This is a genomic window from Neisseria sp. HMSC075C10 (assembly GCF_001815615.1).
GTDB classification, from domain to species: domain Bacteria; phylum Pseudomonadota; class Gammaproteobacteria; order Burkholderiales; family Neisseriaceae; genus Neisseria; species Neisseria subflava_A.
In genome coordinates this window covers 226757-248079 of sequence record NZ_KV821266.1, presented here as the reverse complement: position 1 = coordinate 248079, position 21323 = coordinate 226757, and the positions used below count along the sequence as shown (strand labels likewise).

Sequence of the window (21323 nt, the reverse complement as noted above, 5' to 3'; positions counted from 1 at the left end):
GACGGCCTATTTCGTTGTATAGGCCGTCTGAAACCTTTTACTGTCAAATGTTATCAACATTCTGCCCTGTCAGGGCGCGCTGTATGTTGCGGTTCATGCGCTTGGCGGCGAAGTTGTCGGTGCTGTGGCTGAGTTTGGCGACAGCGGCACGGATATCTTCGGCTTTGCCGTCTTTCAGACGGCCTTGCAAGTTGGCGATGTCTTGTTGAATCTGTTGCAATTCTTCGGCTTCCAACAAATCGCTGTCTAACTCAAGGGCTGCGTTAACGGCGTCGGTTAGGCTTTCGGCTTCGACTACGGCTTCGGCACGTGCGCGTGCGGCCATGTCTTCGGCGGCGTTGCTCATGCTGTCTTTGAGCATTTGGGTGATGGTGCTATCGTCCAAACCGTAGGAAGGTTTGACTTCGATTTGCGCCTGTACGCCGGTGCTTTGTTCTTGTGCGGAAACAGACAGCAAACCGTCAGCGTCAACTTGGAAGGTCACGCGGATACGCGCTGCGCCTGCAGCCATGGGCGGAATGCCGCGCAGGGTAAATTTGGCAAGGCTGCGGCAGTCGGAAACGAGTTCGCGCTCGCCTTGTACAACGTGTATCGTCATGGCGGTTTGACCGTCTTTGAAAGTGGTGAAGTCCTGAGCGCGTGCAGTAGGAATGGTGGAGTTGCGCGGGATGATTTTCTCGGCAAGACCACCGTAGGTTTCCAGGCCGAGTGATAAAGGCGTAACGTCCAGCAGCAGCCATTCGCCGTCGGTTTTGTTGCCGGCAAGGACGTTCGCCTGTATGGCGGCACCGAGTGCAACCACTTCATCAGGATTGAGGTTATTCAGCGGGGTTTGGCCAAAGAATGTGGCAACTGCTTGTTGAACGTGCAACATGCGGGTAGAGCCGCCGACCATAATCACGCCTTTAACATCTGCCTTGGTTACGCCGGCATCTTTCAAAGCCTGTTTGACGGGTTCGATGGTTTTTTGTACCAGATTTTGGGTCAGATTGTGAAACTCTTGGCGGGTAATGACGGTATGAATTTTATGGCCGTCTGAAAGTGTGGTTTCAATGACGGCTTCGGTTTGTGTGGTCAGTTTTTCTTTGGCGGTACGAACAAGGGAAAGCAGAAGCTGGCTGTCTTGTTCGTTGAGTTTGGAGAGGTCGTTTTGTTCGAGCAGGTAGCAGAACAAACGATGATCGAAGTCGTCGCCGCCCAATGCGCTGTTGCCGCCGGTGGCTTTCACTTCAAACAGGCCTTTGGTCAGTTGCAATACGGATACGTCGAATGTGCCGCCGCCTAAGTCGTAAACGACAAACGTGCCTTCTGAGGCGTTGTCCAGTCCGTAGGCGATTGCGGCGGCAGTCGGTTCGTTAAGGAGGCGCAAGACATTCAAGCCTGCCAAGCGCGCGGCATCTTTGGTAGCTTGACGTTGGGCATCGTCAAAATAAGCGGGTACGGTGATGACGGCACCAACCAAATCGCCGCCCAATGTTTCTTCGGCGCGCAATTTGAGGGCTTTGAGGATTTCTGCCGATACTTCAATAGGCGTTTTCGCGCCTTGACGGGTGTTTAATTCGACCACGCGCTCATTGGGTGTAAATCGATAGGGCAGGTATTGCGCCTCTTGTGCGAGGTCGGTAAGGGTGCGGCCGATTAAGCGTTTGGCGGAGCTGATTGTATTTAGCGGATCGGTTTTTTGGGCAGAAAGGGCGTTTTTGCCGACTTCAACTTCGCCATCCAAATAACGGACAACCGAAGGCAGGGTGGCGCGGCCGTCTGAATCAGGTAGGCAGACTGCGCTGCCGCTGCGGACGGTGGCAACCAAGCTGTTGGTTGTGCCTAAATCAATGCCTACGGCGAGGCGGTGTTGATGGGGGGCGGCGGACATGCCGGGTTCTGAAATCTGCAAAAGAGCCATGATTGTGTGCCTTCTGATGCTGTATTTATTAGGATGGGGCAGATTTTAGCAGATTTTTGGCAGATAGTTGAGTGGTTTGCTAGGAAATAACCATAAGGCCTAATGTTGTTTTTTTAATTGAAAAGAAAGTGGATTTTGAATTCAGACTTGTATTTTTTAAGAAATGCGGATAAAATTCAGCCTCTTTGCCTTGCCTTTTACTTCGCATGGTGAAAGGCTGTTTTTAATCATCCATAAGGAGATAACATGCGTCATTACGAGATCGTGTTTATCGTTCATCCTGATCAAAGCGAGCAAGTGCCTGCTATGGTTGAGCGTTACAAAACCATGATTACTGAAGCCAGCGGTAAAATCCACCGTTTGGAAGACTGGGGCCGTCGTCAATTGGCTTACCCAATCAATAAAATCCACAAAGCACACTATGTTTTGATGAATATCGAAACTACTCCTGAAGTGGTTGAAGAGCTGGAAACTGCTTTCCGCTTCAATGATGCCGTACTGCGTCACCTGACCATCAAAACAAAACACGCTGTAACTGAAGCTTCCCCAATGTTGGGCGGCGAAAAAGCAAAAAACTTGCTGAACGGTGCAGCTGAAGAAGTTGCAGCAGCCGAATAAGATTGAATAATCTGATTAAGCTTACCGCCCGTATCTTGCAGGTTCAGCCTTTGAGATATACGCCGGCAGGAATTCCTGTTTTAGATGTTGTGTTACAACATGAGTCTTGGCAGGAAGAAAACGGACAGAAATGTCTGGTCAAATTTGAAATTCCCGCACGGATTTTAGGTAAGCAGGCTGAGGAATGGCAGTATCGGCAAGATGCCGTCATCGAGTCGGAAGGTTTTTTGGCGCAACGCAGCCAACACTTCCCCAAGCCGGTACTACGCATACAGAACATTAAAGAATATAAAGGTTAAACGACAATGGCTCGTCAATCATTCAAACGTAGAAAATTCTGCCGCTTTACGGCTGAAAAAATCCAAGAAGTTGATTACAAACAAGTTGATTTGTTGAAAGACTTCATCTCTGAAAACGGCAAAATCATCCCTGCCCGCATTACTGGTACTAAAGCACACTACCAACGTCAGTTGGCTACTGCTGTGAAACGTGCCCGTTTCCTGGCTCTGTTGCCTTACACCGATCAACACAAATAATTTTGGAGTTTAAATCATGCAAATTATTCTGTTAGAAAAAATCGGCGGTCTGGGTAACTTGGGTGACATCGTTACCGTTAAAAACGGTTACGCACGCAACTTCCTGATCCCTGCCGGTAAAGCAAAACGTGCAACTGAAGCCAACATGAAAGAATTCGAAGCACGCCGCGCTGAATTGGAAGCCAAACAAGCTGAAATCTTGGCTGATGCTAAAGCACGTCAAGAAAAACTGGAAGGCCAAACCATTACTGTTGCTCAAAAAGCCGGTGTTGATGGTCGTCTGTTCGGTTCTGTTACCAATGCTGACATCGCTGAAGCGATTGTTGCTGCCGGTATCCAAGCTGCTAAAGCAAACGTACGTCTGCCTAACGGCCCATTGAAAGCTGTTGGTGAGTACGAAGTTGAAGTAGCTCTGCACACTGACGCTGTTGCTAAAATTACCGTTGCTGTTGTTGCAGCCGCTGAGTAATTGATTCATTCAAGGCCGTCTGAAAATCAAGGGTTTCCTTGGATTTCAGACGGCCTTGTCTATGTGCTTAAGCCGAAGCAAATCAGTGCCGAGTTGTTTATATTTTTGGCTGGTTAAAAAGTATGGCAGTTGGCATAGAGAGATAATGTGTTGGACGAATATTCTTTCGTATTCGGATTTGTCATAGTATTTAATAAAGAGATTATTTATGAATAAAATCAAAATCTTTGGGATGAGTCTGGCTGCTTTGACTCTGGCTTCATGTAGTACTCCGCAAAAGCCTGCTGTTGATACGGCAAAACCGGTTGAGTCTGTTTCCTCTGCAAAACGCCCTGTATTTGATGCTGCGGCTGAATCTGTTGCCAGCAGCGGTTTTAATGAGAACGTCAATGTTCAGCAATTTATCCAATATGAAGTGAAAAACCGCCGTTTCAGTGTGGAAGAGTTGCGCAATTTCTTTAATGGCGTGGTGTATAAAGGCAACATTATTACCATTATGTACCGCCCAAGCACTTCGCGTCCTTGGTATGAATTCCGCACCGGTAACTCTGGTGAGGCCAAATTTAATGGCGGCAGACAATTCTATGCGGCAAACCGTGCCGTAATCGATGATGTGGCACGCAAATACGGCGTACCTGCCGAATTGATTGTGGCGATTCTCGGTATCGAAACCAATTACGGCAAAAATACGGGCAGCTTCCGCGTTGCCGATGCCTTGAGTACATTGGCCTTTGATTATCCTCGCCGTGCCGAGTTTTTCCAAAACGAGTTGAGCGAACTTCTGCAGATGGCAAAAGAAGAAAAAGAAAATATCTTTGACTTCAAAGGCAGCTATGCCGGTGCAATGGGTATGCCGCAATTTATGCCTTCAAGCTACCGTAAATGGGCGGTAGACTATGATGGTGATGGTCATCGCGATATTTGGAATAATGTCGGCGATGTGGCGGCTTCTGTCGCCAATTATATGAAGCAGCATGGCTGGCAGACAGGCGGTAAGATGGTTGTGCCGGTAAGTCTGACGATTACCCCGCACTTGCAGGCGATTATCGATGAGAAGACTGCTTTGACACGCACTGTTGCAGATTTCAAAGCTTTGGGTGTGGTGTCTCAAGCTGCTGTTGCGGATAATGAAAAGGCTGTGTTGTATGCTTTGGAAACCAGTCCGGGCGTATTTGAATACTATTTGGGCCTGAATAACTTCTACACGGTATGGCAATACAACCACAGCCGTATGTATGTAACAGCGGTACGCGATATTGCGAATGCAATCAATAACAATGGCCTGTAAGCCATAAGAAAACCACCCTTTTGGGTGGTTTTTAAGTATTTATGACTTTGCAGAACAATTTAAGCCATCAGTCTGATTTTCATGGCGTAACGTTTTTTGCTGTGCCCTGAAACAAACTGTCCGCCTCGTGCAGGGGATAAAAATGCATTGCCTTCTGCGGTTGGCTCTGCACAAGTATATTGGCCGTTTCGATCGCTCCAGAGGGCATACACAGGCAGATTGTGGGTGCGGATATCCAGTTTCAAGCCGTCAAATGCAACGTGTGCATCTTGATTGGAGGAAACAAATTCGGTATGGGAGATATAGTCGGCATCGTATGGGGCGCCGTTGAAATCAAATTGTGTACCGACGGCGGTAAAGTAGGGGTGGAATCCCGGGGATGTGCGGACGGGCGATTCGCCGTAATTGCAGACAGTTAGGATGGCGATAGCTTCATCTTCGTTAGGCAGGCTGTAATCAAGCAACCATTCGACGTGTTCATAGCCTTTTTCTGTGCTGATTAATTTCAAACCGATATCCGATTCATTTTGATGGCGGATTTCCCAGTCTGAAGTTCTGCCGAAACCATGTTGGGCCAGATGATTTTTGCTGTCCGGTCCGAATTGGGGTAAGCAAACGTGCATACCGCCGCGTAATTTTGTGTCATTGGCGACTTGAACGCTGGTTTTCGGAAATAAGACTTCCCGTCCTTTTAGAGTCAGGGAGTCAATATATCCGCCCATCGTATTGACTCGCATAGTGGCTGATTGATTGCGTAGTATGATTTCAGACATAATGATTTGAGCTTCAAATTGTTTATCATTTGTGTAGCATTCTAACATTGCGATGACATGCTGTCGCCGTCGGCTTGATAGAAAATCCTTAATAAAAATCAAAAAAATGCTAGAATATATACCATTTTCTGAGGCCGTCTGAAGAGCGGATAATTCTTTTCAGACGGCCTTCCGATTTATTTCCCGTAGAGAAACAACATGGCTTATCAAGTTCTTGCACGAAAATGGCGTCCGAAAACCTTTGCCGATTTGGTCGGTCAGGAACACGTCGTCAAAGCCCTGCGCAACGCGCTGGACGAAGGCCGTCTGCACCATGCCTATCTGCTGACAGGGACGCGCGGTGTGGGTAAGACCACGATTGCCAGAATTTTGGCCAAGAGCTTGAACTGCGAAAATGCCGTGCATGGCGAGCCATGCGGTCAGTGTGAAAGCTGTACGCAAATCGACAGCGGCCGTTATGTGGATTTATTGGAAATCGATGCGGCATCGAATACCGGTATCGACAATATCCGCGAAGTGTTGGAAAACGCACAATACGCGCCGACTGCGGGTAAATACAAAGTCTATATCATTGACGAAGTGCATATGCTTTCCAAAAGCGCGTTCAATGCCATGCTGAAGACTTTGGAAGAACCGCCTGAACACGTTAAATTCATTTTGGCGACCACCGATCCGCACAAAGTCCCCATTACCGTATTGAGCCGCTGTTTGCAGTTTGTTTTACGCAACATGACAACCCAACAGGTTGCCGAGCATTTGGCACATGTCCTGGACCGTGAAAACGTTCCTTATCAGCCGCAGGCCTTGCAGCTTTTGGGACGTGCCGCCGCCGGTTCGATGCGTGATGCGTTGAGCCTTTTGGATCAGGCGATTGCCATGGGTTCGGGTAAAGTTGCCGAACAAGATGTCCGCCAGATGATCGGAGCGGTCGATAAACAATACTTGTTTGAGTTGCTTGAAGGAATCATTAATCAAAACGGTGAGGCCTTGCTGGAAAAAGCTCAGGAAATGTCTGCCAGAGCGATTGGTTTTGACAGCGCATTGGCAGAATTGGCCATGCTGTTGCAACGTTTGGCTTTGATTCAAACCATTCCTTCTGCCTTGGCAAATGACGACCCTGAACGTGAAACTTTGCTGCGATTAAGTCAGGCTTTGAGTGGCGAGCAGATTCAGCTTTATTATCAATGTGCTATTCATGGAAAACAGGATTTGCCGCTGGCTCCGGACGAGTATGCCGGTTTTGTCATGACGCTTTTGCGCATGCTTGCATTTGCGCCGTTGGCTGCTTCGGGTTGCGATACGCAAAGCCAAATTGAACACACGGATTTGCATTCCGACCATCAGAAAGCTGAGGCCGAAAAAAAGCCTTTTCAGCTGCCGAAATCTGAGCCGATAGCAGCAACGGCGGTTGAGAAAGAGGCTGCTTCTGCCAAACAGGATGCCGTTGAAAGGCCGTCTGAAGAAACCGTTCAGCCTGTTCTGCAACAACAGGCGGATGTACCGCCTTGGGAGGAAATGCCGAGCCAAGTATCGGCTGAGCCGCCTAAAACACAAACGGTGCAGATGCAAGAAGCGGAGGCGCCATTGCCTGTTGCAAAAGTTCAGACGGCCCCTGAGCCGGAAGAATATCCGCACATGGATGAGGAAATTCCACCTCCGTATTTTGATGAAGCATATGCATTTGAAGATTCACATCGTGCTGATGTGATGGAAGTACCGCAGCCGGTTGTGTCTGCTGAGCCTGAAGAAGAGGAGGGAGATGAAGAAGAGCTTCAGTTCGCTCCTTTGCCTGAGTTTAAAACTGAGAATTGGCACAGCATTATCGAACGTTTCGCCCGTAAATTAGGTGCGGCGCAGATGTTGGCACAAAATGCGGCATGGACGAGTTATGATGCGGAAGCAGGATTAATCATGCTGTCGTTGACGGATGAGGCCAAAGCCACTGCCAATAAAGAGCGCTTGGATAAAATCTGCCAGACGTTGAGCGAGGCATACCATCTTGGCAATTTAAGGCTGCAAACCGAGCCTTGGCAGGATGATAAAGGCTGGGAAACGCCGGTTATGCGCCGCAAACGTATTCAAGAAGAAGGGCGGCAGCAGGCGCAAGATTTGCTGGAAGCGGATACAACGGCGCAGAAAATCTTGCAAACCTTTGAAGCGCAATGGCTGCCGGATTCTTTAGAATTGGCAGGACATTCTTAAAATACTGATATACAAGGCCGTCTGAAAGGCAAGAGCGTTTTTCAGACGGCATGAGTGAACCCATTTATTTCAAACCCATAGGAGTAAAATATGTTCGGAAAAGCCGGATTAGGCGGCCTGATGAAACAGGCTCAACAAATGCAGGAAAACATGAAAAAGGCACAAGCCAAGCTGGCTGAAACCGAAGTTGAAGGTGAAGCAGGCAATGGTTTGGTGAAAGTTGTGATGACGTGTTCGCATGTTGTCCGCAAACTTGAAATCAGCCCTGATTTGATTCAAGAAGCCGCTGACGACAAAGAAATGTTGGAAGATTTGGTATTGGCCGCTATCAATGCCGCTTCTGAAAAAGCCGAAGAAACCACCAACAAAACCATGGGTGCATTCACCCAAGGCCTGCCTGCAGGTATGGGCGATTTCTTCCGTTGATTTAAAAATAAATAAAAGGCCGTCTGAAGCCAGATTTGGGTTTCAGACGGCCTTTTTTATTATGAGGATTCATGGGCTTTCTTTGGGAAAGAACAAGCGTTCCTTATTGATGTAAGGAAGCCTGAACAGCAGTTCAGGCTTTTGAAATTTGGCTCCCCGACCTGGGCTCGAACCAGGGACCTGCGGATTAACAGTCCGTCGCTCTACCGACTGAGCTATCGGGGAATGGGGCGTATTATAATGGCTGGAAAAAATGTGTCAATCAATATTTTTAAGAAAATGGTGCAAAATATTTCAAATGTTTGAATGTTAAAAATATTTTGTAATCAAGTTTCACATGCTCCCCAGCCGTTTCAGACGGCCTTTAGTATTTGGCGTTAACCAATTTGCCGTTTTGGAACACTTGCTGCTGCATCACCGTGCCGTTGTAGGCGTAAGTGGTCAGCGAGCCGTTGCTTGGCGTGGCGCGGAACTGCATCAGTTGGTTGCGGCTGAGGACGTAGGGGTCCGTGCGTTTTTGGCTGTTGTCGCTGTAAAAGTCTTGGACGACATATTCGTTGTTGCGTTTGCTGATCAGTTGGCGATGGAAGCCGCCTTTGACTGCGCTGTTGCTGGGTGTGCCGTGTGCATCGAAATAGGTCACGATTTGTTCTTCTGAGATACGGATGCCGTCTGAATCCGTGCCTTTGGTGGTTTTGTCCAAGCCAACAGGGATGTTGATGGATGTGCCCAAGCCGACGTGGCGGCCGATACTTGTGCCGACGCCTAAGCCGACGGAAACGCCGGGTGTGCCGACTGTACATGCGCTGAGTGAAGCGGCCAAAAGGGCAGGTAAGAGAACTTTTTTCATAATGTGTATCCTTGTAATAAGAAATGTTTGTAATGTGGGAAGTATAGTATTTTTGCGGGGTGGCTGGTGTTAGTATTGGTAAAAGGGCGCAATGCCGTCTGAAAAACAAGATAGAAACGGATATATCATTCTGGTGTAGAATGTGCCGAAATAATGATTTAATAAGAATGTGAATGAATAATGAAAACTTTAAAATTTACGAAGATGCACGGCTTGGGCAATGATTTTATGGTGGTCAATGCCATCGAGCAGGACTTTGATCCGTTGGCTGCGCCGCTTGCTCAATGGGCAGACCGCTATCGCGGCGTGGGTTTTGATCAGTTTTTGGTAGTGGAGAAGCCTTCTTCTGATGCGGTCGATTTTCGGTACCGCATTTTCAATGCCGATGGTCGGGAAGTAGAGCAGTGCGGCAATGGAGCGCGTTGTTTTGCGCGTTTTGTCGCGGATAAGGGTTTGACGGATAAAACGGAAATTTTGGTCGAAACGGCCAAAGGGATTATTGTGCCGAAGCTGTTGGATAACGGTTTGGTTGCCGTCAATATGGGTAAACCGCGTTTCATGCCGTCTGAAATTCCGTTTGTGCCTGCACATGGTGAAAATGAAGATGCGCTGACACATATTGTCTTAGTCGGTTTGGAGTCTGTACCGGTAAGCTGTGTGAATATGGGTAATCCGCATGCGGTGATTTTGGTTGATAATGTTGAAACCGCACCGGTGGAGCATTGGGGCGGCGCTATTGAATCTCACGAGCAGTTTCCTGAACGGGTCAATGTCGGCTTTTTGCAGGTTGAAGATGAGTTGTCAGTCCGCCTGCGTGTGTTTGAACGCGGGGTGGGGGAAACTCAGGCTTGCGGCACCGGAGCGTGTGCGGCGGTGGTGGCAGGCGTGCGCAATGGCTTGCTGAAAGCGGGTGCGCCTGTGCGTGTTACTTTGCCTGGAGGCGAATTGTTTATCAGTTGGGAAGAAGGTGGCGATGTGCAAATGACCGGCCCTGCTGAAACCGTTTTTGAAGGCGAGTTGCAGTATTCATGATGGTTTCTTTGGATTTTTGGTTTGCCATTGCGTATGCTGCGGTATCGTTGGCATTTATTTTTCGCGCACAGCGGTTTCAATGGCTTTGGGCTACGGTGTTGTTGTGGCTGGGGATTTCGGCACTGGGCGCACGCTTGTTGCCCGGAATGTGGGGCTTTACGCATACGGGCCCTTTGTTTATCCCTCATTTTTATCTGACAATCGCCAGTATTTTCTTCTTTATTGATGACTGCAGTAAAACGGAAGACAAAAAGTTTTGGTCGGCAGGCGAATATGCCGGTTTGACCTTATTTGCGGTTTCCAATGTCGTCATGACTTTGGCTTTTGTTTTCTTGGCAGGCGTGGTTTATTTCATCTTGCCGCTGGCAGGCTCGGTTTTTGCATGGGTGGCCTTACTGAAAATTTATGCTTTGAAACCCATTTATTGGTTTGCATTGCAGGGCGTCCTGATGCTGGTGTTTTATCTGCACAGAGTGGTTGTTTGCAAGCAGTCTGCCTCTCTTTTCAGTATGCGGCAGATGTGGGCAGGCTGGATGGTTGCCGTCGTGATGCAGGCTGTGGTTGCCGTTGCATTGATTTTTGAGCGCAGTGGATATTGACCGCGCTTGAACCAAAAGTTATAAAGAAAGAAATTTTCGATATTGGTTTTTCAGACGGCCTGAGTTTAATATGCAGGCTGTATTACATCTAAATCAGGAGCAGGAAATGAAAATTGCAAATAATATTACCGAGCTGATCGGCAACACACCTCTGGTGAAACTGAACCGCCTGACCGAAGGTTTAAAAGCGCAAATCGCCGTTAAACTTGAATTCTTTAATCCAGGCAGCAGCGTGAAAGACCGTATTGCCGAAGCCATGATTGAAGCGGCCGAGCAAGCCGGTAAAATCAATAAAGATACCGTTATCGTCGAGGCAACCAGTGGCAATACCGGTATCGGTTTGGCCATGGTGTGCGCGGCCCGCGGTTATAAATTGGCCATCACCATGCCTGAAAGCATGAGTAAAGAACGCAAAATGCTGCTGCGTGCGTTTGGTGCAGAATTGATTTTGACTCCTGCTGCCGAAGGCATGGCAGGCGCTATTGCCAAAGCCCAATCTTTAGTGGACGAACATCCGGGCACTTATTTCATGCCGCGCCAATTTGATAACGAGGCCAATCCTGAAGTTCACCGCAAAACCACTGCCGAAGAGATTTGGCGTGATACAGACGGTAAAGTAGATATTTTCGTGGCCGGTGTGGGTACTGGCGGCACGATTACCGGCGTGGGCGAAGTGTTGAAAAAATACAAACCCGAAGTTCAAATCGTGGCTGTCGAGCCTGAAGCTTCTCCGGTATTGAGTGGTGGCGAAAAAGGCCCACATCCGATTCAAGGTTTGGGCGCAGGCTTTATCCCCAGCGTTTTGAATACGACTGTTTACGACAGCATTGTCAAAGTACCTAACGAAGCAGCGTTTGAAACTGCACGCGCTATGGCTGAAAAAGAAGGCATTTTGGTAGGTATTTCTTCAGGTGCCGCAGTATGGAGCGCATTGCAACTGGCCAAAAAACCTGAAAACGAAGGTAAGCTGATCGTTGTCTTGTTGCCATCATATGGCGAACGCTATCTTTCTACGCCTCTCTTTGCCGATTTGGCATAATATAGGATTGTTGTTAAAAGGCCGTTTTCAGACGGCCTTTTTTGCGTATGGGCTTGAGATATCGTATGAAATCTGTTGTAATTCAGTTAATGAGCTTTGAATACCGTTATTCAAAAGTTGGTTTCTTCAACGAATCATGCTTATAATGCGCATCATGAAAAAATACATTCTTCCTATCCTTGCTGTGGCGGCACTTGCCGGTTGTGAATCAATTTATGTTCCAACATTGAAAGAAGTGCCAGTTCGACCAACCAACGTCAAGAAACCTAAGGCTGATTCACAAGTTTCAGCTACCGGTTATCATTTGGCTCCTTCGCATTGGGCAGATGTTTCCAAGATTCATGATGAAGCACGTCGCTTGAGTACCCAAGTGAGCCAAGGTAGTCTGACTAAAGTTCAGGCTGCCCAATATTTGAACCGCTTCCGTATCCAACAAGTGGGACGCAACTCTGTCGATGACAGTATGTACGAAGTTTATCTGCGTTCTGCCGTTGACAGCCAACGTGGTGAAATTACTACCGAGCAATCCAAACAGTACATCCAAGGTGCTTTGCGTGGTTGGCAGCAACGTTGGAAAAACATGGATACCAAGCCAAGCAATCCTGCGTTTACCAATTTCCTAATGGAAGTTATGGGTATGCAACCTTTGAAATAAAAAAGTCATAAACTGAGAAGGCCGTCTGAATATTCAGACGGCCTTCTTCTCATATTTATATATGTGTAGTCGAATTGTATCCAATTAAGAACCAAACAGCTTGTCAGCCGCTTGACGGGCTTTTTCTTGAATATCTTCGGTCAGATAGTTTTTCATCTGAGAATAAACCAGCGCAATGACGGCAATGTCATCGCTGAAGCCAAATGGAATCAGAAGGTCGGGAATGCTGTCGATAGGGCTGAGGAAATAAACCAGTGCGCCGACAATAATCATTTTAGCCCGTTTGGGCGTGTGTTCAGATTCCCAAAGGTAATAAAGTGCATAAAGCTGTCGGACGACAGGTTTGCCCAGGCGGCCGGCAAAGCGTCCGAGTTTTTTCATAAAACCGGATGTGTCCAAGTTTCGACGGCGGAAGGAGGGGATGTAGTCTTCCGGATCGGGTGTGTTTTGATGAGGGGAGTGTGTCATGATGCAGCTTCCTTATAAGGTATGGAAACATTGTTGGTGTTGTGCCGTATTTTAGTCCATCTAGAGATGGATGAAATGTCTTTGAATGTATAACTATGTAAGAGTAGTGGTGATAATGCAATGGTAATAAGTTAAGAATGGCTTATGCCTTTGTAAAGATTAGGTATCAAGAGTGAGAATTTATCTCACAATAGATACAATTCTCAAACAATAATGATGTTATCGTAAGTGCTTTGATGGGGAGATGCTTAATTGCAGGAAAGTAACAAAAAAGGCTAGCCACGCAAAAAAAAATCTAAGAATGATTGTTTGATTTTATTAGTCTTTTGGTAAAAATCATTAGAGCATTCATAAATTGCACTGTTCAAAATGAGATAAAACAGGTAAATTATGGTTTATGTAGCTTATTGTAGTGCTGAGCTATAGGTTTTGAGCTGATAATAAATCTAGAGGAACTGACCATGTCCGCCAAATCACGCCCGGTATTTTTGGAAATTCCGAATATCCGATTGCCCATACCGGGGATTGTATCTATTCTTCACCGTATCAGCGGCGTCGGCTTGTTTGTGATGCTGCCTGTTCTCTTGTATTTCTTCTCTGGAACGCTGGATCGCGAAGCGTCGTTTGAAGCATATCGTTCTGCTATTTCCAATCCGTTTGTGAAGCTGATCCTTATCGGTCTGTTGTGGGCATATCTGCACCACTTTTTTGCCGGTATCCGCTTTCTGTTTTTGGATGTGCATAAAGGCCTGGAATTAAATACTGCCCGTACTACTGCTAAAGTTGTATTTGCTTCTGCTTTGATTCTGACCGTCGTTTTGGGAGCTTTGTTATGGTAGAACGTAAATTGACAGGTGCGCATTACGGTTTGCGCGATTGGGCAATGCAACGTGCAACTGCGGTCATCATGCTGGTGTACACCGTGGTTCTTTTGGTTGTTTTGTTTACGTTGCCTAAAGAATATTCGGCATGGCAGGCATTTTTTGATCAAACTTGGGTGAAGGTGTTTACCCAAGTGAGCTTCTTGGCCGTATTCCTGCATGCATGGGTAGGTATCCGTGATTTGTGGATGGACTACATTAAGCCTTTCGGCGTGCGTTTGTTTTTACAAGTTGCCACCATCGTTTGGTTGGTAGGCTGCTTGGTGTATTCAGTTAAAGTAATTTGGGGGTAAATATGGGTTTTCCTGTTCGCAAGTTTGATGCCGTGATTGTTGGCGGTGGTGGTGCAGGTTTACGCGCAGCCCTCCAATTGTCTAAATCCGGCCTGAATTGTGCTGTTTTGTCTAAAGTCTTCCCAACCCGTTCTCATACTGTAGCGGCTCAAGGTGGTATTTCTGCTTCATTGGGTAATGTGCAGGAAGACCGTTGGGATTGGCATATGTACGATACCGTGAAAGGTTCTGACTGGTTGGGCGACCAAGATGCGATTGAGTTTATGTGTCGCGCCGCGCCTGAAGCCGTAATTGAGTTGGAACACATGGGTATGCCTTTTGACCGTGTGGAAAGTGGCAAAATCTACCAACGTCCTTTCGGTGGTCATACTGCAGAACACGGTAAACGCGCGGTAGAACGTGCATGTGCTGTTGCTGACCGTACCGGTCATGCGATGTTGCATACTTTGTACCAACAAAACGTCCGTGCCAATACACAATTCTTTGTGGAATGGACAGCGCAAGATTTGATTCGTGATGAAAACGGCGACGTAGTCGGTGTAACCGCCATGGAAATGGAAACCGGCGAAGTTTATATTTTCCACGCTAAAGCTGTGATGTTTGCTACCGGTGGTGGCGGTCGTATTTATGCTTCTTCTACCAATGCTTATATGAATACCGGTGACGGTTTGGGTATTTGTGCCCGTGCAGGTATTCCGTTGGAAGACATGGAATTCTGGCAATTCCACCCGACCGGTGTAGCCGGTGCCGGTGTATTGATTACCGAGGGTGTGCGCGGTGAGGGCGGTATTCTGTTGAATGCCGACGGCGAACGCTTTATGGAACGTTATGCTCCAACCGTAAAAGACTTGGCTTCCCGTGACGTGGTTTCCCGTGCGATGGCGATGGAAATTTACGAAGGTCGCGGCTGCGGTAAAAACAAAGACCACGTATTGCTGAAAATCGACCATATCGGCGCAGAAAAAATTATGGAAAAACTGCCGGGCATCCGCGAGATTTCCATTCAGTTTGCCGGTATTGACCCGATTAAAGACCCGATTCCTGTTGTGCCGACTACCCACTATATGATGGGCGGTATTCCGACCAACTATCATGGCGAAGTTGTTATTCCGCAAGGTGAAGATTACGAAGTGCCTGTAAAAGGTCTGTATGCGGCAGGTGAGTGCGCATGTGCTTCCGTACACGGTGCGAACCGCTTGGGTACCAACTCCCTGTTGGACTTGGTGGTATTCGGTAAAGCTGCCGGCGACAGTATGATTAAATTCATCAAAGAGCAAAGCGACTGGAAACCTCTGCCTGCTAATGCCGGTGAATTGACCCGTCAACGTATCGAGCGTTTGGACAACCAAACCGATGGTGAAAACGTTGATGCATTGCGTCGCGAACTGCAACGCTCTGTACAACTGCACGCCGGTGTGTTCCGTACTGATGAGATTCTGAGCAAAGGCGTTCGAGAAATCATGGCGATTGCCGAGCGCGTGAAACGTACTGAAATCAAAGACAAGAGCAAAGTGTGGAATACCGCGCGTATCGAAGCTTTGGAACTGGATAATCTGATTGAAGTAGCGAAAGCGACTTTGGTGTCTGCCGAAGCGCGTAAAGAATCGCGCGGCGCACACGCTTCAGACGACCATCCTGAGCGCGATGACGAAAACTGGATGAAACATACCCTGTATCATTCAGATACCAATACTTTGTCTTACAAACCGGTACATACCAAGCCTTTGAGCGTGGAATACATCAAACCGGCTAAACGCGTTTATTGATGAGTTTTCAGACGGCCTTTATCTTAAAGGCCGTCTGAAACCTAACCATACCCACATTGAACTGCTTGAATTCATAATACAAAATCATTGGGCAGTTTATGAGAAAAGGAACACTTCTCATGGAAAAAATGAGTTTTGAAATTTACCGTTACAACCCGGACGTTGATGCCAAGCCTTATATGCAACGTTACGAGTTGGAATTGGAACCAACCGACGTTAAACTTTTGGATGCTTTAGTGCGCCTGAAAGCACAAGACGATACATTGTCTTTCCGCCGTTCTTGCCGCGAAGGTATTTGCGGTTCTGACGGTATGAACATCAACGGCAAAAACGGCTTGGCATGTCTGACCGATCTGCGCGGCCTGAAACAGCCGGTTAAAATCCGTCCTCTGCCAGGCCTGCCTGTTATCCGCGACCTGATTGTGGATATGACCCAATTCTTCAAACAATATCACTCCATCAAACCTTACGTTGTCAACGATAACCCTATCGATGCGGACAAAGAGCGTCTGCAAACTCAGGAAGAGCGTAAAGAGTTGGACGGTTTGTACGAATGTATTTTGTGTGCTTGCTGCTCGACTGCCTGCCCGTCATTCTGGTGGAACCCTGATAAATTCGTTGGTCCGTCTGGTTTGCTGAATGCTTACCGTTTCATTGCGGATAGCCGTGATACCATTACTAACGAGCGTTTGGATAATCTGAACGACCCATACCGTTTGTTCCGTTGCCACACCATTATGAACTGCGTAGACGTATGTCCTAAACACTTGAATCCGACCCGAGCCATCGGTAAGATTAAAGAGATTATGTTGAAACGAGCCGTTTAAGAAATGATGGTTTTTGACGATATTGCCAAACGGAAAATCCGTTTTCAAACCCGCCGGGGATTATTGGAATTAGATTTAATCTTCGGCAGGTTCATGGAAAAAGAATTCGAGCACCTGAGTGATCAGGAGTTGTCCGAATTTTCCGAAATCCTCGAATTTCAAGACCAAGAGTTGCTTGCCTTGATTAACGGACATTCGGCGACGGACAAGAAACACCTGATTCCCATGCTTGAAAAAATCAGACAGGCATGACGTGTTATAGAGCTTGTTTGCGATGCCAATCCGAACAAGCTCTTTCCATACGGAGGCCGTCTGAAAAAAAGGACCGTGCCGCTTGGGCGGCAACGAAAGCCCCAACTTACAAAGGAGTTTAAGAATGTCTAAATCAGTCAAGCTCACCACCCCAAATCAAGAGACCTTGGAACTGCCAGTATTGGAAGCAAGTATCGGCCATGATGTGGTTGATATTCGTGCTTTGACAAAAAATACAGGTCTGTTTTCCTTCGACCCCGGATTCGTGTCAACTGCAAGTTGCGAATCCAAAATCACTTATATTGATGGCGATGAAGGTCTGTTGTATTACCGTGGTTATCCTATCGAGCAGTTGGCCGAAAAATCCGATTACTTGGAAGTTTGCTACCTGTTGATTTACGGCGAACTGCCTACCCCTGAACAGAAAAAAGAATTTGATGCCACAGTCGGTCGCCATACTATGCTGCATGAGCAGCTGACTTGGTTCTTCCGCGGTTTCCGTCGCGATGCGCATCCGATGGCGATGATGGTTGGCGTGGTTGGCGCTTTGTCTGCTTTCTATCAAGACAGCTTGGATATTGCCAATCCTGAACACCGCAAAATTGCGATTTACCGCTTAATCTCCAAAATCCCGACAATTGCAGCAATGTGTTACCGTTATTCCAACGGTCTGCCGTTCAATTATCCAAAAAATAACCTTTCCTATGCTGAAAACTTCTTGCACATGATGTTTGCAACACCATGTGAAGAATACAAACCTAATCCAGTATTGGCTCGCGCGCTCGACCGCATCTTTATTTTGCATGCCGACCACGAGCAAAACGCTTCTACTTCGACCGTACGTTTGGCCGGCTCTTCTGGTGCAAATCCATTTGCCTGTATCGCTGCCGGTATTGCCTGTCTGTGGGGTGCTTCACACGGCGGTGCAAACGAAGCTGTGTTGAAGATGCTGGACGAAATCGGCGATGTATCTAATGTTGCCGCATACATGGAAGGTGTGAAACAACGTAAATACCGTCTGATGGGCTTCGGTCACCGCGTATACCGCAATATGGACCCACGAGCCAGCATCATGCGCGAAACCTGTTATGAAGTCTTGAAAGAATTAGGCTTGGAAGACAGTCCTAAATTCAAGCTGGCGATGGAATTGGAACAAATTGCACTGAAAGATCCATTCTTTGTTGAACGCAAGCTGTATCCAAATGTCGATTTCTACTCCGGCATCGTCTTGTCTGCATTGGGCATTCCAACTGAAATGTTTACCGTTATCTTCGCATTGTCGCGCAGTGTAGGTTGGATTTCTCATTGGCATGAAATGATTAGCGATCCGGCACTGAAAATCGGTCGCCCACGTCAACTGTATACCGGTGCAGAGCGTCGCGATTACGTTCCGGTAGATAAACGCTAATAAACAATACATTAATATATTGTTGAAAAGTCGTTTGAAAAAATCGAATTGCCGTTTTCAATGAGGTTGGTCGTAATTAATTAAGTTGATAGCAGGTAATTTGATTTGAAATAGGGTAGAATAAAGTGTCATTTCAGACGGCCTGAATTCCGTTCGGAGAACACGGGATTCTACCCTTTGTTTATATTTTAAAGAAAAGAGCTCACGCCATGATGGACGAAAAACTCAATTTCTCTTATCTGTTTGGTTCTAATGCGCCATACATCGAGGAGTTGTATGAAAAGTTTCTGGATAATCCGGAATCTGTCGATGAAAAATGGAAACAGTACTTTACCGATTTGAGTAAACAGCCGGGCGCAGTCGCTGTCGATGTTGCCCATACACCGATTCGTGAATCATTTGCCACTTTGGCTAAAAAGAAAATTGCCGCAGCCGTCGCAGGCGGTGTGGATGAGGCAATGATGAAAAAGCAAGTCAGTGTTTTGCGACTGATTTCTGCCTATCGTATCCAAGGCGTGGGTGCAGCCCAACTTGATCCGCTCAAACGTATTCCTCCTCAAAATATTGAAGCTCTCGATCCTAAATTCCACGGTCTGTCAGATGCCGATATGGCGCTTCAGTTCAATATGGGCGAGGGCGATTTTTCCGGTCAGAGCAAACTGCCTCTGTCCCAAATCATCAGCAACCTCAAACAAACCTACTGCGGCCATATCGCGGTAGAGTACATCTACATTCCAAATACCGAAGAGCGCCGCTGGGTTCGCAATTATTTTGAAAGCGTACTGTCTACGCCAAGCTACAACGTTGAACAAAAACGCCGTATCTTGAAAGAAATGACTGCTGCCGAAACTCTGGAACGTTACCTGCATACCAAATATGTTGGTCAAAAACGCTTTGGTGTAGAAGGCGGCGAAAGCGCTATTGCCGGTTTGAATTACTTGATTCAAAACGCTGGTAAAGACGGCGTGGAAGAAGTCATCATCGGTATGGCACACCGTGGCCGTCTGAATGTTTTGGTTAACATTTTGGGCAAAAAACCGGCTGATTTGTTTGCTGAATTTGAAGGCCGTGCCGAAATCAAATTGCCTAGTGGCGACGTGAAATACCATATGGGCTTCAGCTCCGACATCGCTACGCCACACGGCCCAATGCACGTTTCTTTGGCATTCAACCCGTCACACTTGGAAATTGTTAACCCAGTAGTGGAAGGTTCTGCGCGCGCTAAACAAAAACGTTTGGGCGAAAACGGCCGCGATAAAGTCTTGCCAGTATTGATTCACGGTGACTCCGCATTTATCGGTTTGGGTGTTAACCAAGCAACATTCAACCTGTCTAAAACACGCGGTTATACCACCGGCGGTACTGTTCACATCGTGATCAACAACCAAATTGGCTTTACAACTTCCGATACCCGCGATACCCGTTCTACCGTACATTGTACCGATATTGCGAAAATGGTTTCCGCTCCGGTTATCCATGTGAATGGCGATGATCCTGAACGCGTTTGCTTTGCCATCCAAGCCGCTTTGGATTACCGCAAAAAATTCCATAAAGACATCGTGGTCGACGTTGTCTGCTACCGTAAATGGGGCCACAACGAGGGTGATGATCCGACCCTGACCCAACCGATGATGTACAAAAAAGTATCGCAACACCCAGGTGCGCGTGCTTTGTACACCGAGCAACTGATTGCCGAAGGTGTGGTAACTCAAGCTGAGGCTGATGGTTACATCCAAGCCTACCGTGATGCTTTGGACAAAGGCGAACATGTTGAGCAAACAACTTTGAGCAATTTCCAACGCACACAAATCGATTGGAGCAAATACCAAGGCAAAGATTGGCGCGAACAAATCGAAACCGGTTTGCCTGCCGCAGATATTGAGCGCCTTACCGAGAAATTTACCGCTGTACCGGAAGATTTTGCCCTGCATCCGACTGCAAAACGTGTGATCGAAGCGCGTAAAGCCATGGCATCCGGCAATCAAGCCATCGACTGGGGTATGGCCGAAACCTTGGCATACGCAAGCCTGCTGACTAAAGGTCATGGCGTGCGTATCTCCGGTGAGGACTCCGGCCGCGGTACATTCTCACACCGTCATGCAGTGTTGCACGATCAAAAACGCGAAAAATGGGACGACGGTACTTATGTTCCTTTGCGCCATATGGGCGAAGGCATGGGCGAGTTCCTGGTTATCGACTCCATTTTGAACGAAGAAGCCGTGATGGCGTTCGAGTACGGCTTTGCCTGCTCCGCACCTGACAAGCTGACCATTTGGGAAGCTCAATTCGGTGACTTCGCCAACGGCGCGCAAGTGACTATCGACCAATTCCTGTCTTCAGGCGAAACCAAGTGGGGTCGTTTGTGCGGTCTGACCACCATCCTGCCGCACGGCTACGACGGTCAAGGCCCTGAGCACTCTTCTGCACGCGTAGAACGTTGGCTGCAACTGTGTTCTGAGAACAATATGCAAGTCATCATGCCGTCTGAAGCGTCGCAAATGTTCCACCTCTTGCAACGTCAAGTCTTGGGTTCATACCGCAAACCGCTGGTGATTTTCATGTCCAAACGCCTGTTGCGCTTTAAAGGTGCAATGAGCCCGCTGGAAAACTTCACCGAAGGTTCGACTTTCCGTCCGGTTATCGGCGATACCGCCGAACGTGCAAGCAATGACAGCGTGAAACGCGTAGTATTGTGTGCCGGTCAGGTTTACTATGACTTGGAAGCTGGTCGTGCCGAGCGTAAACTGGAAGATGATGTTGCTATCGTCCGCGTTGAGCAGCTGTATCCGTTCCCATACGATGAGGTTAAAGCTGAACTGGCGAAATATCCGAACGCAAAATCTGTGGTTTGGGCGCAAGAAGAGCCGAAAAACCAAGGTGCGTTCTACCAAATCCGCCACCGTATCGAAGACGTTATCAGCGAAGAGCAAAAACTGTCTTATGCCGGTCGTCCAAGCAGTGCATCGCCTGCAGTGGGCTACTCAAGCAAACACATTGCTCAATTGAAACAATTGGTTGAAGACGCTTTAGCGTTGTAA

At 47.5% G+C, this 21323-nt stretch carries 22 protein-coding genes and 1 tRNA gene; 18 read left to right on the top strand and 5 right to left on the bottom strand.

Annotated features, from left to right (window positions below; translation table 11 throughout):
- Nucleotides 1-43: 43 nt before the first annotated feature.
- The gene (gene hscA / locus HMPREF3047_RS08670; RefSeq protein ID WP_070713385.1) at nucleotides 44-1903 is read right to left on the bottom strand and encodes a Fe-S protein assembly chaperone HscA; all 1860 of its coding nucleotides are present in this window, start codon (nucleotides 1901-1903) and stop codon (nucleotides 44-46) included.
- Nucleotides 1904-2149: 246 nt separating this feature from the next.
- Between hscA and rpsF the strand changes: the two genes are divergently transcribed.
- The 5 genes from rpsF to mltB all read left to right on the top strand — a co-directional run bounded on the left by rpsF (nucleotide 2150) and on the right by mltB (nucleotide 4814).
- Entirely contained in the window at nucleotides 2150-2521 is a 372-nt protein-coding gene (gene rpsF, locus HMPREF3047_RS08665; protein WP_003686150.1) for a 30S ribosomal protein S6, read from the top strand.
- Entirely contained in the window at nucleotides 2518-2820 is a 303-nt protein-coding gene (gene priB, locus HMPREF3047_RS08660) for a primosomal replication protein N (protein WP_210399761.1), read from the top strand. The genes rpsF and priB overlap by 4 nt, the downstream gene beginning before the upstream one ends.
- Before the next feature lie 6 nt (nucleotides 2821-2826).
- Nucleotides 2827-3057 (top strand): 30S ribosomal protein S18, encoded by a 231-nt coding sequence (gene rpsR / locus HMPREF3047_RS08655; protein ID WP_003678863.1) that lies wholly within the window; start codon nucleotides 2827-2829, stop codon nucleotides 3055-3057.
- A gap of 16 nt (nucleotides 3058-3073) precedes the next feature.
- Nucleotides 3074-3526: a 50S ribosomal protein L9 gene (gene rplI, locus HMPREF3047_RS08650; protein ID WP_003678862.1), complete on the top strand. Its 453-nt coding sequence runs from the start codon at nucleotides 3074-3076 to the stop codon at nucleotides 3524-3526.
- A 208-nt stretch (nucleotides 3527-3734) separates the two neighbouring features.
- Entirely contained in the window at nucleotides 3735-4814 is a 1080-nt protein-coding gene (gene mltB, locus HMPREF3047_RS08645; protein ID WP_070713379.1) for a lytic murein transglycosylase B, read from the top strand.
- Between the two features lie 59 nt (nucleotides 4815-4873).
- Here the strand turns inward: mltB and HMPREF3047_RS08640 are convergent, their stop codons facing one another.
- Complete coding sequence (locus HMPREF3047_RS08640; protein WP_070713442.1) at nucleotides 4874-5587, bottom strand: aldose epimerase family protein; 714 nt, start codon at nucleotides 5585-5587, stop codon at nucleotides 4874-4876.
- A gap of 198 nt (nucleotides 5588-5785) precedes the next feature.
- On the opposite strand from HMPREF3047_RS08640, the gene dnaX reads away from it, so the two are divergent.
- Both dnaX and HMPREF3047_RS08630 read left to right on the top strand, forming a co-directional pair.
- Nucleotides 5786-7789, top strand: a complete 2004-nt coding sequence (dnaX, locus tag HMPREF3047_RS08635; RefSeq protein WP_070583656.1) for a DNA polymerase III subunit gamma/tau — start codon at nucleotides 5786-5788, stop codon at nucleotides 7787-7789.
- A gap of 90 nt (nucleotides 7790-7879) precedes the next feature.
- Nucleotides 7880-8215: a YbaB/EbfC family nucleoid-associated protein gene (locus tag HMPREF3047_RS08630; protein ID WP_003678854.1), complete on the top strand. Its 336-nt coding sequence runs from the start codon at nucleotides 7880-7882 to the stop codon at nucleotides 8213-8215.
- A 149-nt stretch (nucleotides 8216-8364) separates the two neighbouring features.
- On the opposite strand, the gene HMPREF3047_RS08625 is transcribed toward HMPREF3047_RS08630, so the two are convergent.
- Nucleotides 8365-8440 (bottom strand) — tRNA-Asn (locus tag HMPREF3047_RS08625).
- A 139-nt stretch (nucleotides 8441-8579) separates the two neighbouring features.
- The gene (locus tag HMPREF3047_RS08620; protein ID WP_070583654.1) at nucleotides 8580-9065 is read right to left on the bottom strand and encodes a NemA protein; all 486 of its coding nucleotides are present in this window, start codon (nucleotides 9063-9065) and stop codon (nucleotides 8580-8582) included.
- A 180-nt stretch (nucleotides 9066-9245) separates the two neighbouring features.
- On the opposite strand from HMPREF3047_RS08620, the gene dapF reads away from it, so the two are divergent.
- The 4 genes from dapF to HMPREF3047_RS08600 all read left to right on the top strand — a co-directional run bounded on the left by dapF (nucleotide 9246) and on the right by HMPREF3047_RS08600 (nucleotide 12390).
- Nucleotides 9246-10097: a diaminopimelate epimerase gene (gene dapF, locus HMPREF3047_RS08615; RefSeq protein ID WP_070583651.1), complete on the top strand. Its 852-nt coding sequence runs from the start codon at nucleotides 9246-9248 to the stop codon at nucleotides 10095-10097.
- Nucleotides 10094-10696: a hypothetical protein gene (locus HMPREF3047_RS08610; RefSeq protein WP_070713376.1), complete on the top strand. Its 603-nt coding sequence runs from the start codon at nucleotides 10094-10096 to the stop codon at nucleotides 10694-10696. Before dapF ends, HMPREF3047_RS08610 begins: the two co-directional genes overlap by 4 nt.
- A 106-nt stretch (nucleotides 10697-10802) precedes the next feature.
- Nucleotides 10803-11735, top strand: a complete 933-nt coding sequence (gene cysK, locus HMPREF3047_RS08605; RefSeq protein ID WP_100066632.1) for a cysteine synthase A — start codon at nucleotides 10803-10805, stop codon at nucleotides 11733-11735.
- A gap of 145 nt (nucleotides 11736-11880) precedes the next feature.
- A complete protein-coding gene (locus HMPREF3047_RS08600) occupies nucleotides 11881-12390 on the top strand; it encodes a membrane lipoprotein lipid attachment site-containing protein (RefSeq protein ID WP_049344413.1) in 510 nt (169 codons plus the stop codon).
- An 84-nt stretch (nucleotides 12391-12474) separates the two neighbouring features.
- Here the strand turns inward: HMPREF3047_RS08600 and HMPREF3047_RS08595 are convergent, their stop codons facing one another.
- Complete coding sequence (locus tag HMPREF3047_RS08595; RefSeq protein WP_049329785.1) at nucleotides 12475-12858, bottom strand: YkvA family protein; 384 nt, start codon at nucleotides 12856-12858, stop codon at nucleotides 12475-12477.
- Nucleotides 12859-13319: 461 nt separating this feature from the next.
- Between HMPREF3047_RS08595 and sdhC the strand changes: the two genes are divergently transcribed.
- From sdhC to HMPREF3047_RS08560, 7 genes are all read left to right on the top strand, one after another.
- A complete protein-coding gene (gene sdhC, locus HMPREF3047_RS08590; protein WP_004519263.1) occupies nucleotides 13320-13697 on the top strand; it encodes a succinate dehydrogenase, cytochrome b556 subunit in 378 nt (125 codons plus the stop codon).
- Nucleotides 13691-14032: a succinate dehydrogenase, hydrophobic membrane anchor protein gene (sdhD, locus tag HMPREF3047_RS08585; RefSeq protein ID WP_004519264.1), complete on the top strand. Its 342-nt coding sequence runs from the start codon at nucleotides 13691-13693 to the stop codon at nucleotides 14030-14032. The genes sdhC and sdhD overlap by 7 nt, the downstream gene beginning before the upstream one ends.
- Before the next feature lie 2 nt (nucleotides 14033-14034).
- Entirely contained in the window at nucleotides 14035-15798 is a 1764-nt protein-coding gene (gene sdhA, locus HMPREF3047_RS08580; protein WP_070583647.1) for a succinate dehydrogenase flavoprotein subunit, read from the top strand.
- Nucleotides 15799-15917: 119 nt separating this feature from the next.
- Nucleotides 15918-16625 (top strand): succinate dehydrogenase iron-sulfur subunit, encoded by a 708-nt coding sequence (locus tag HMPREF3047_RS08575; protein WP_002241462.1) that lies wholly within the window; start codon nucleotides 15918-15920, stop codon nucleotides 16623-16625.
- 3 nt (nucleotides 16626-16628) lie between these two features.
- Nucleotides 16629-16877, top strand: coding sequence for an FAD assembly factor SdhE (locus HMPREF3047_RS08570; protein WP_003678830.1), 249 nt, complete (start codon nucleotides 16629-16631; stop codon nucleotides 16875-16877).
- A 124-nt stretch (nucleotides 16878-17001) separates the two neighbouring features.
- Nucleotides 17002-18285 (top strand): citrate synthase, encoded by a 1284-nt coding sequence (gene gltA / locus HMPREF3047_RS08565; protein WP_070583645.1) that lies wholly within the window; start codon nucleotides 17002-17004, stop codon nucleotides 18283-18285.
- 209 nt (nucleotides 18286-18494) lie between these two features.
- Nucleotides 18495-21323, top strand: a complete 2829-nt coding sequence (locus HMPREF3047_RS08560; RefSeq protein ID WP_070583643.1) for a 2-oxoglutarate dehydrogenase E1 component — start codon at nucleotides 18495-18497, stop codon at nucleotides 21321-21323.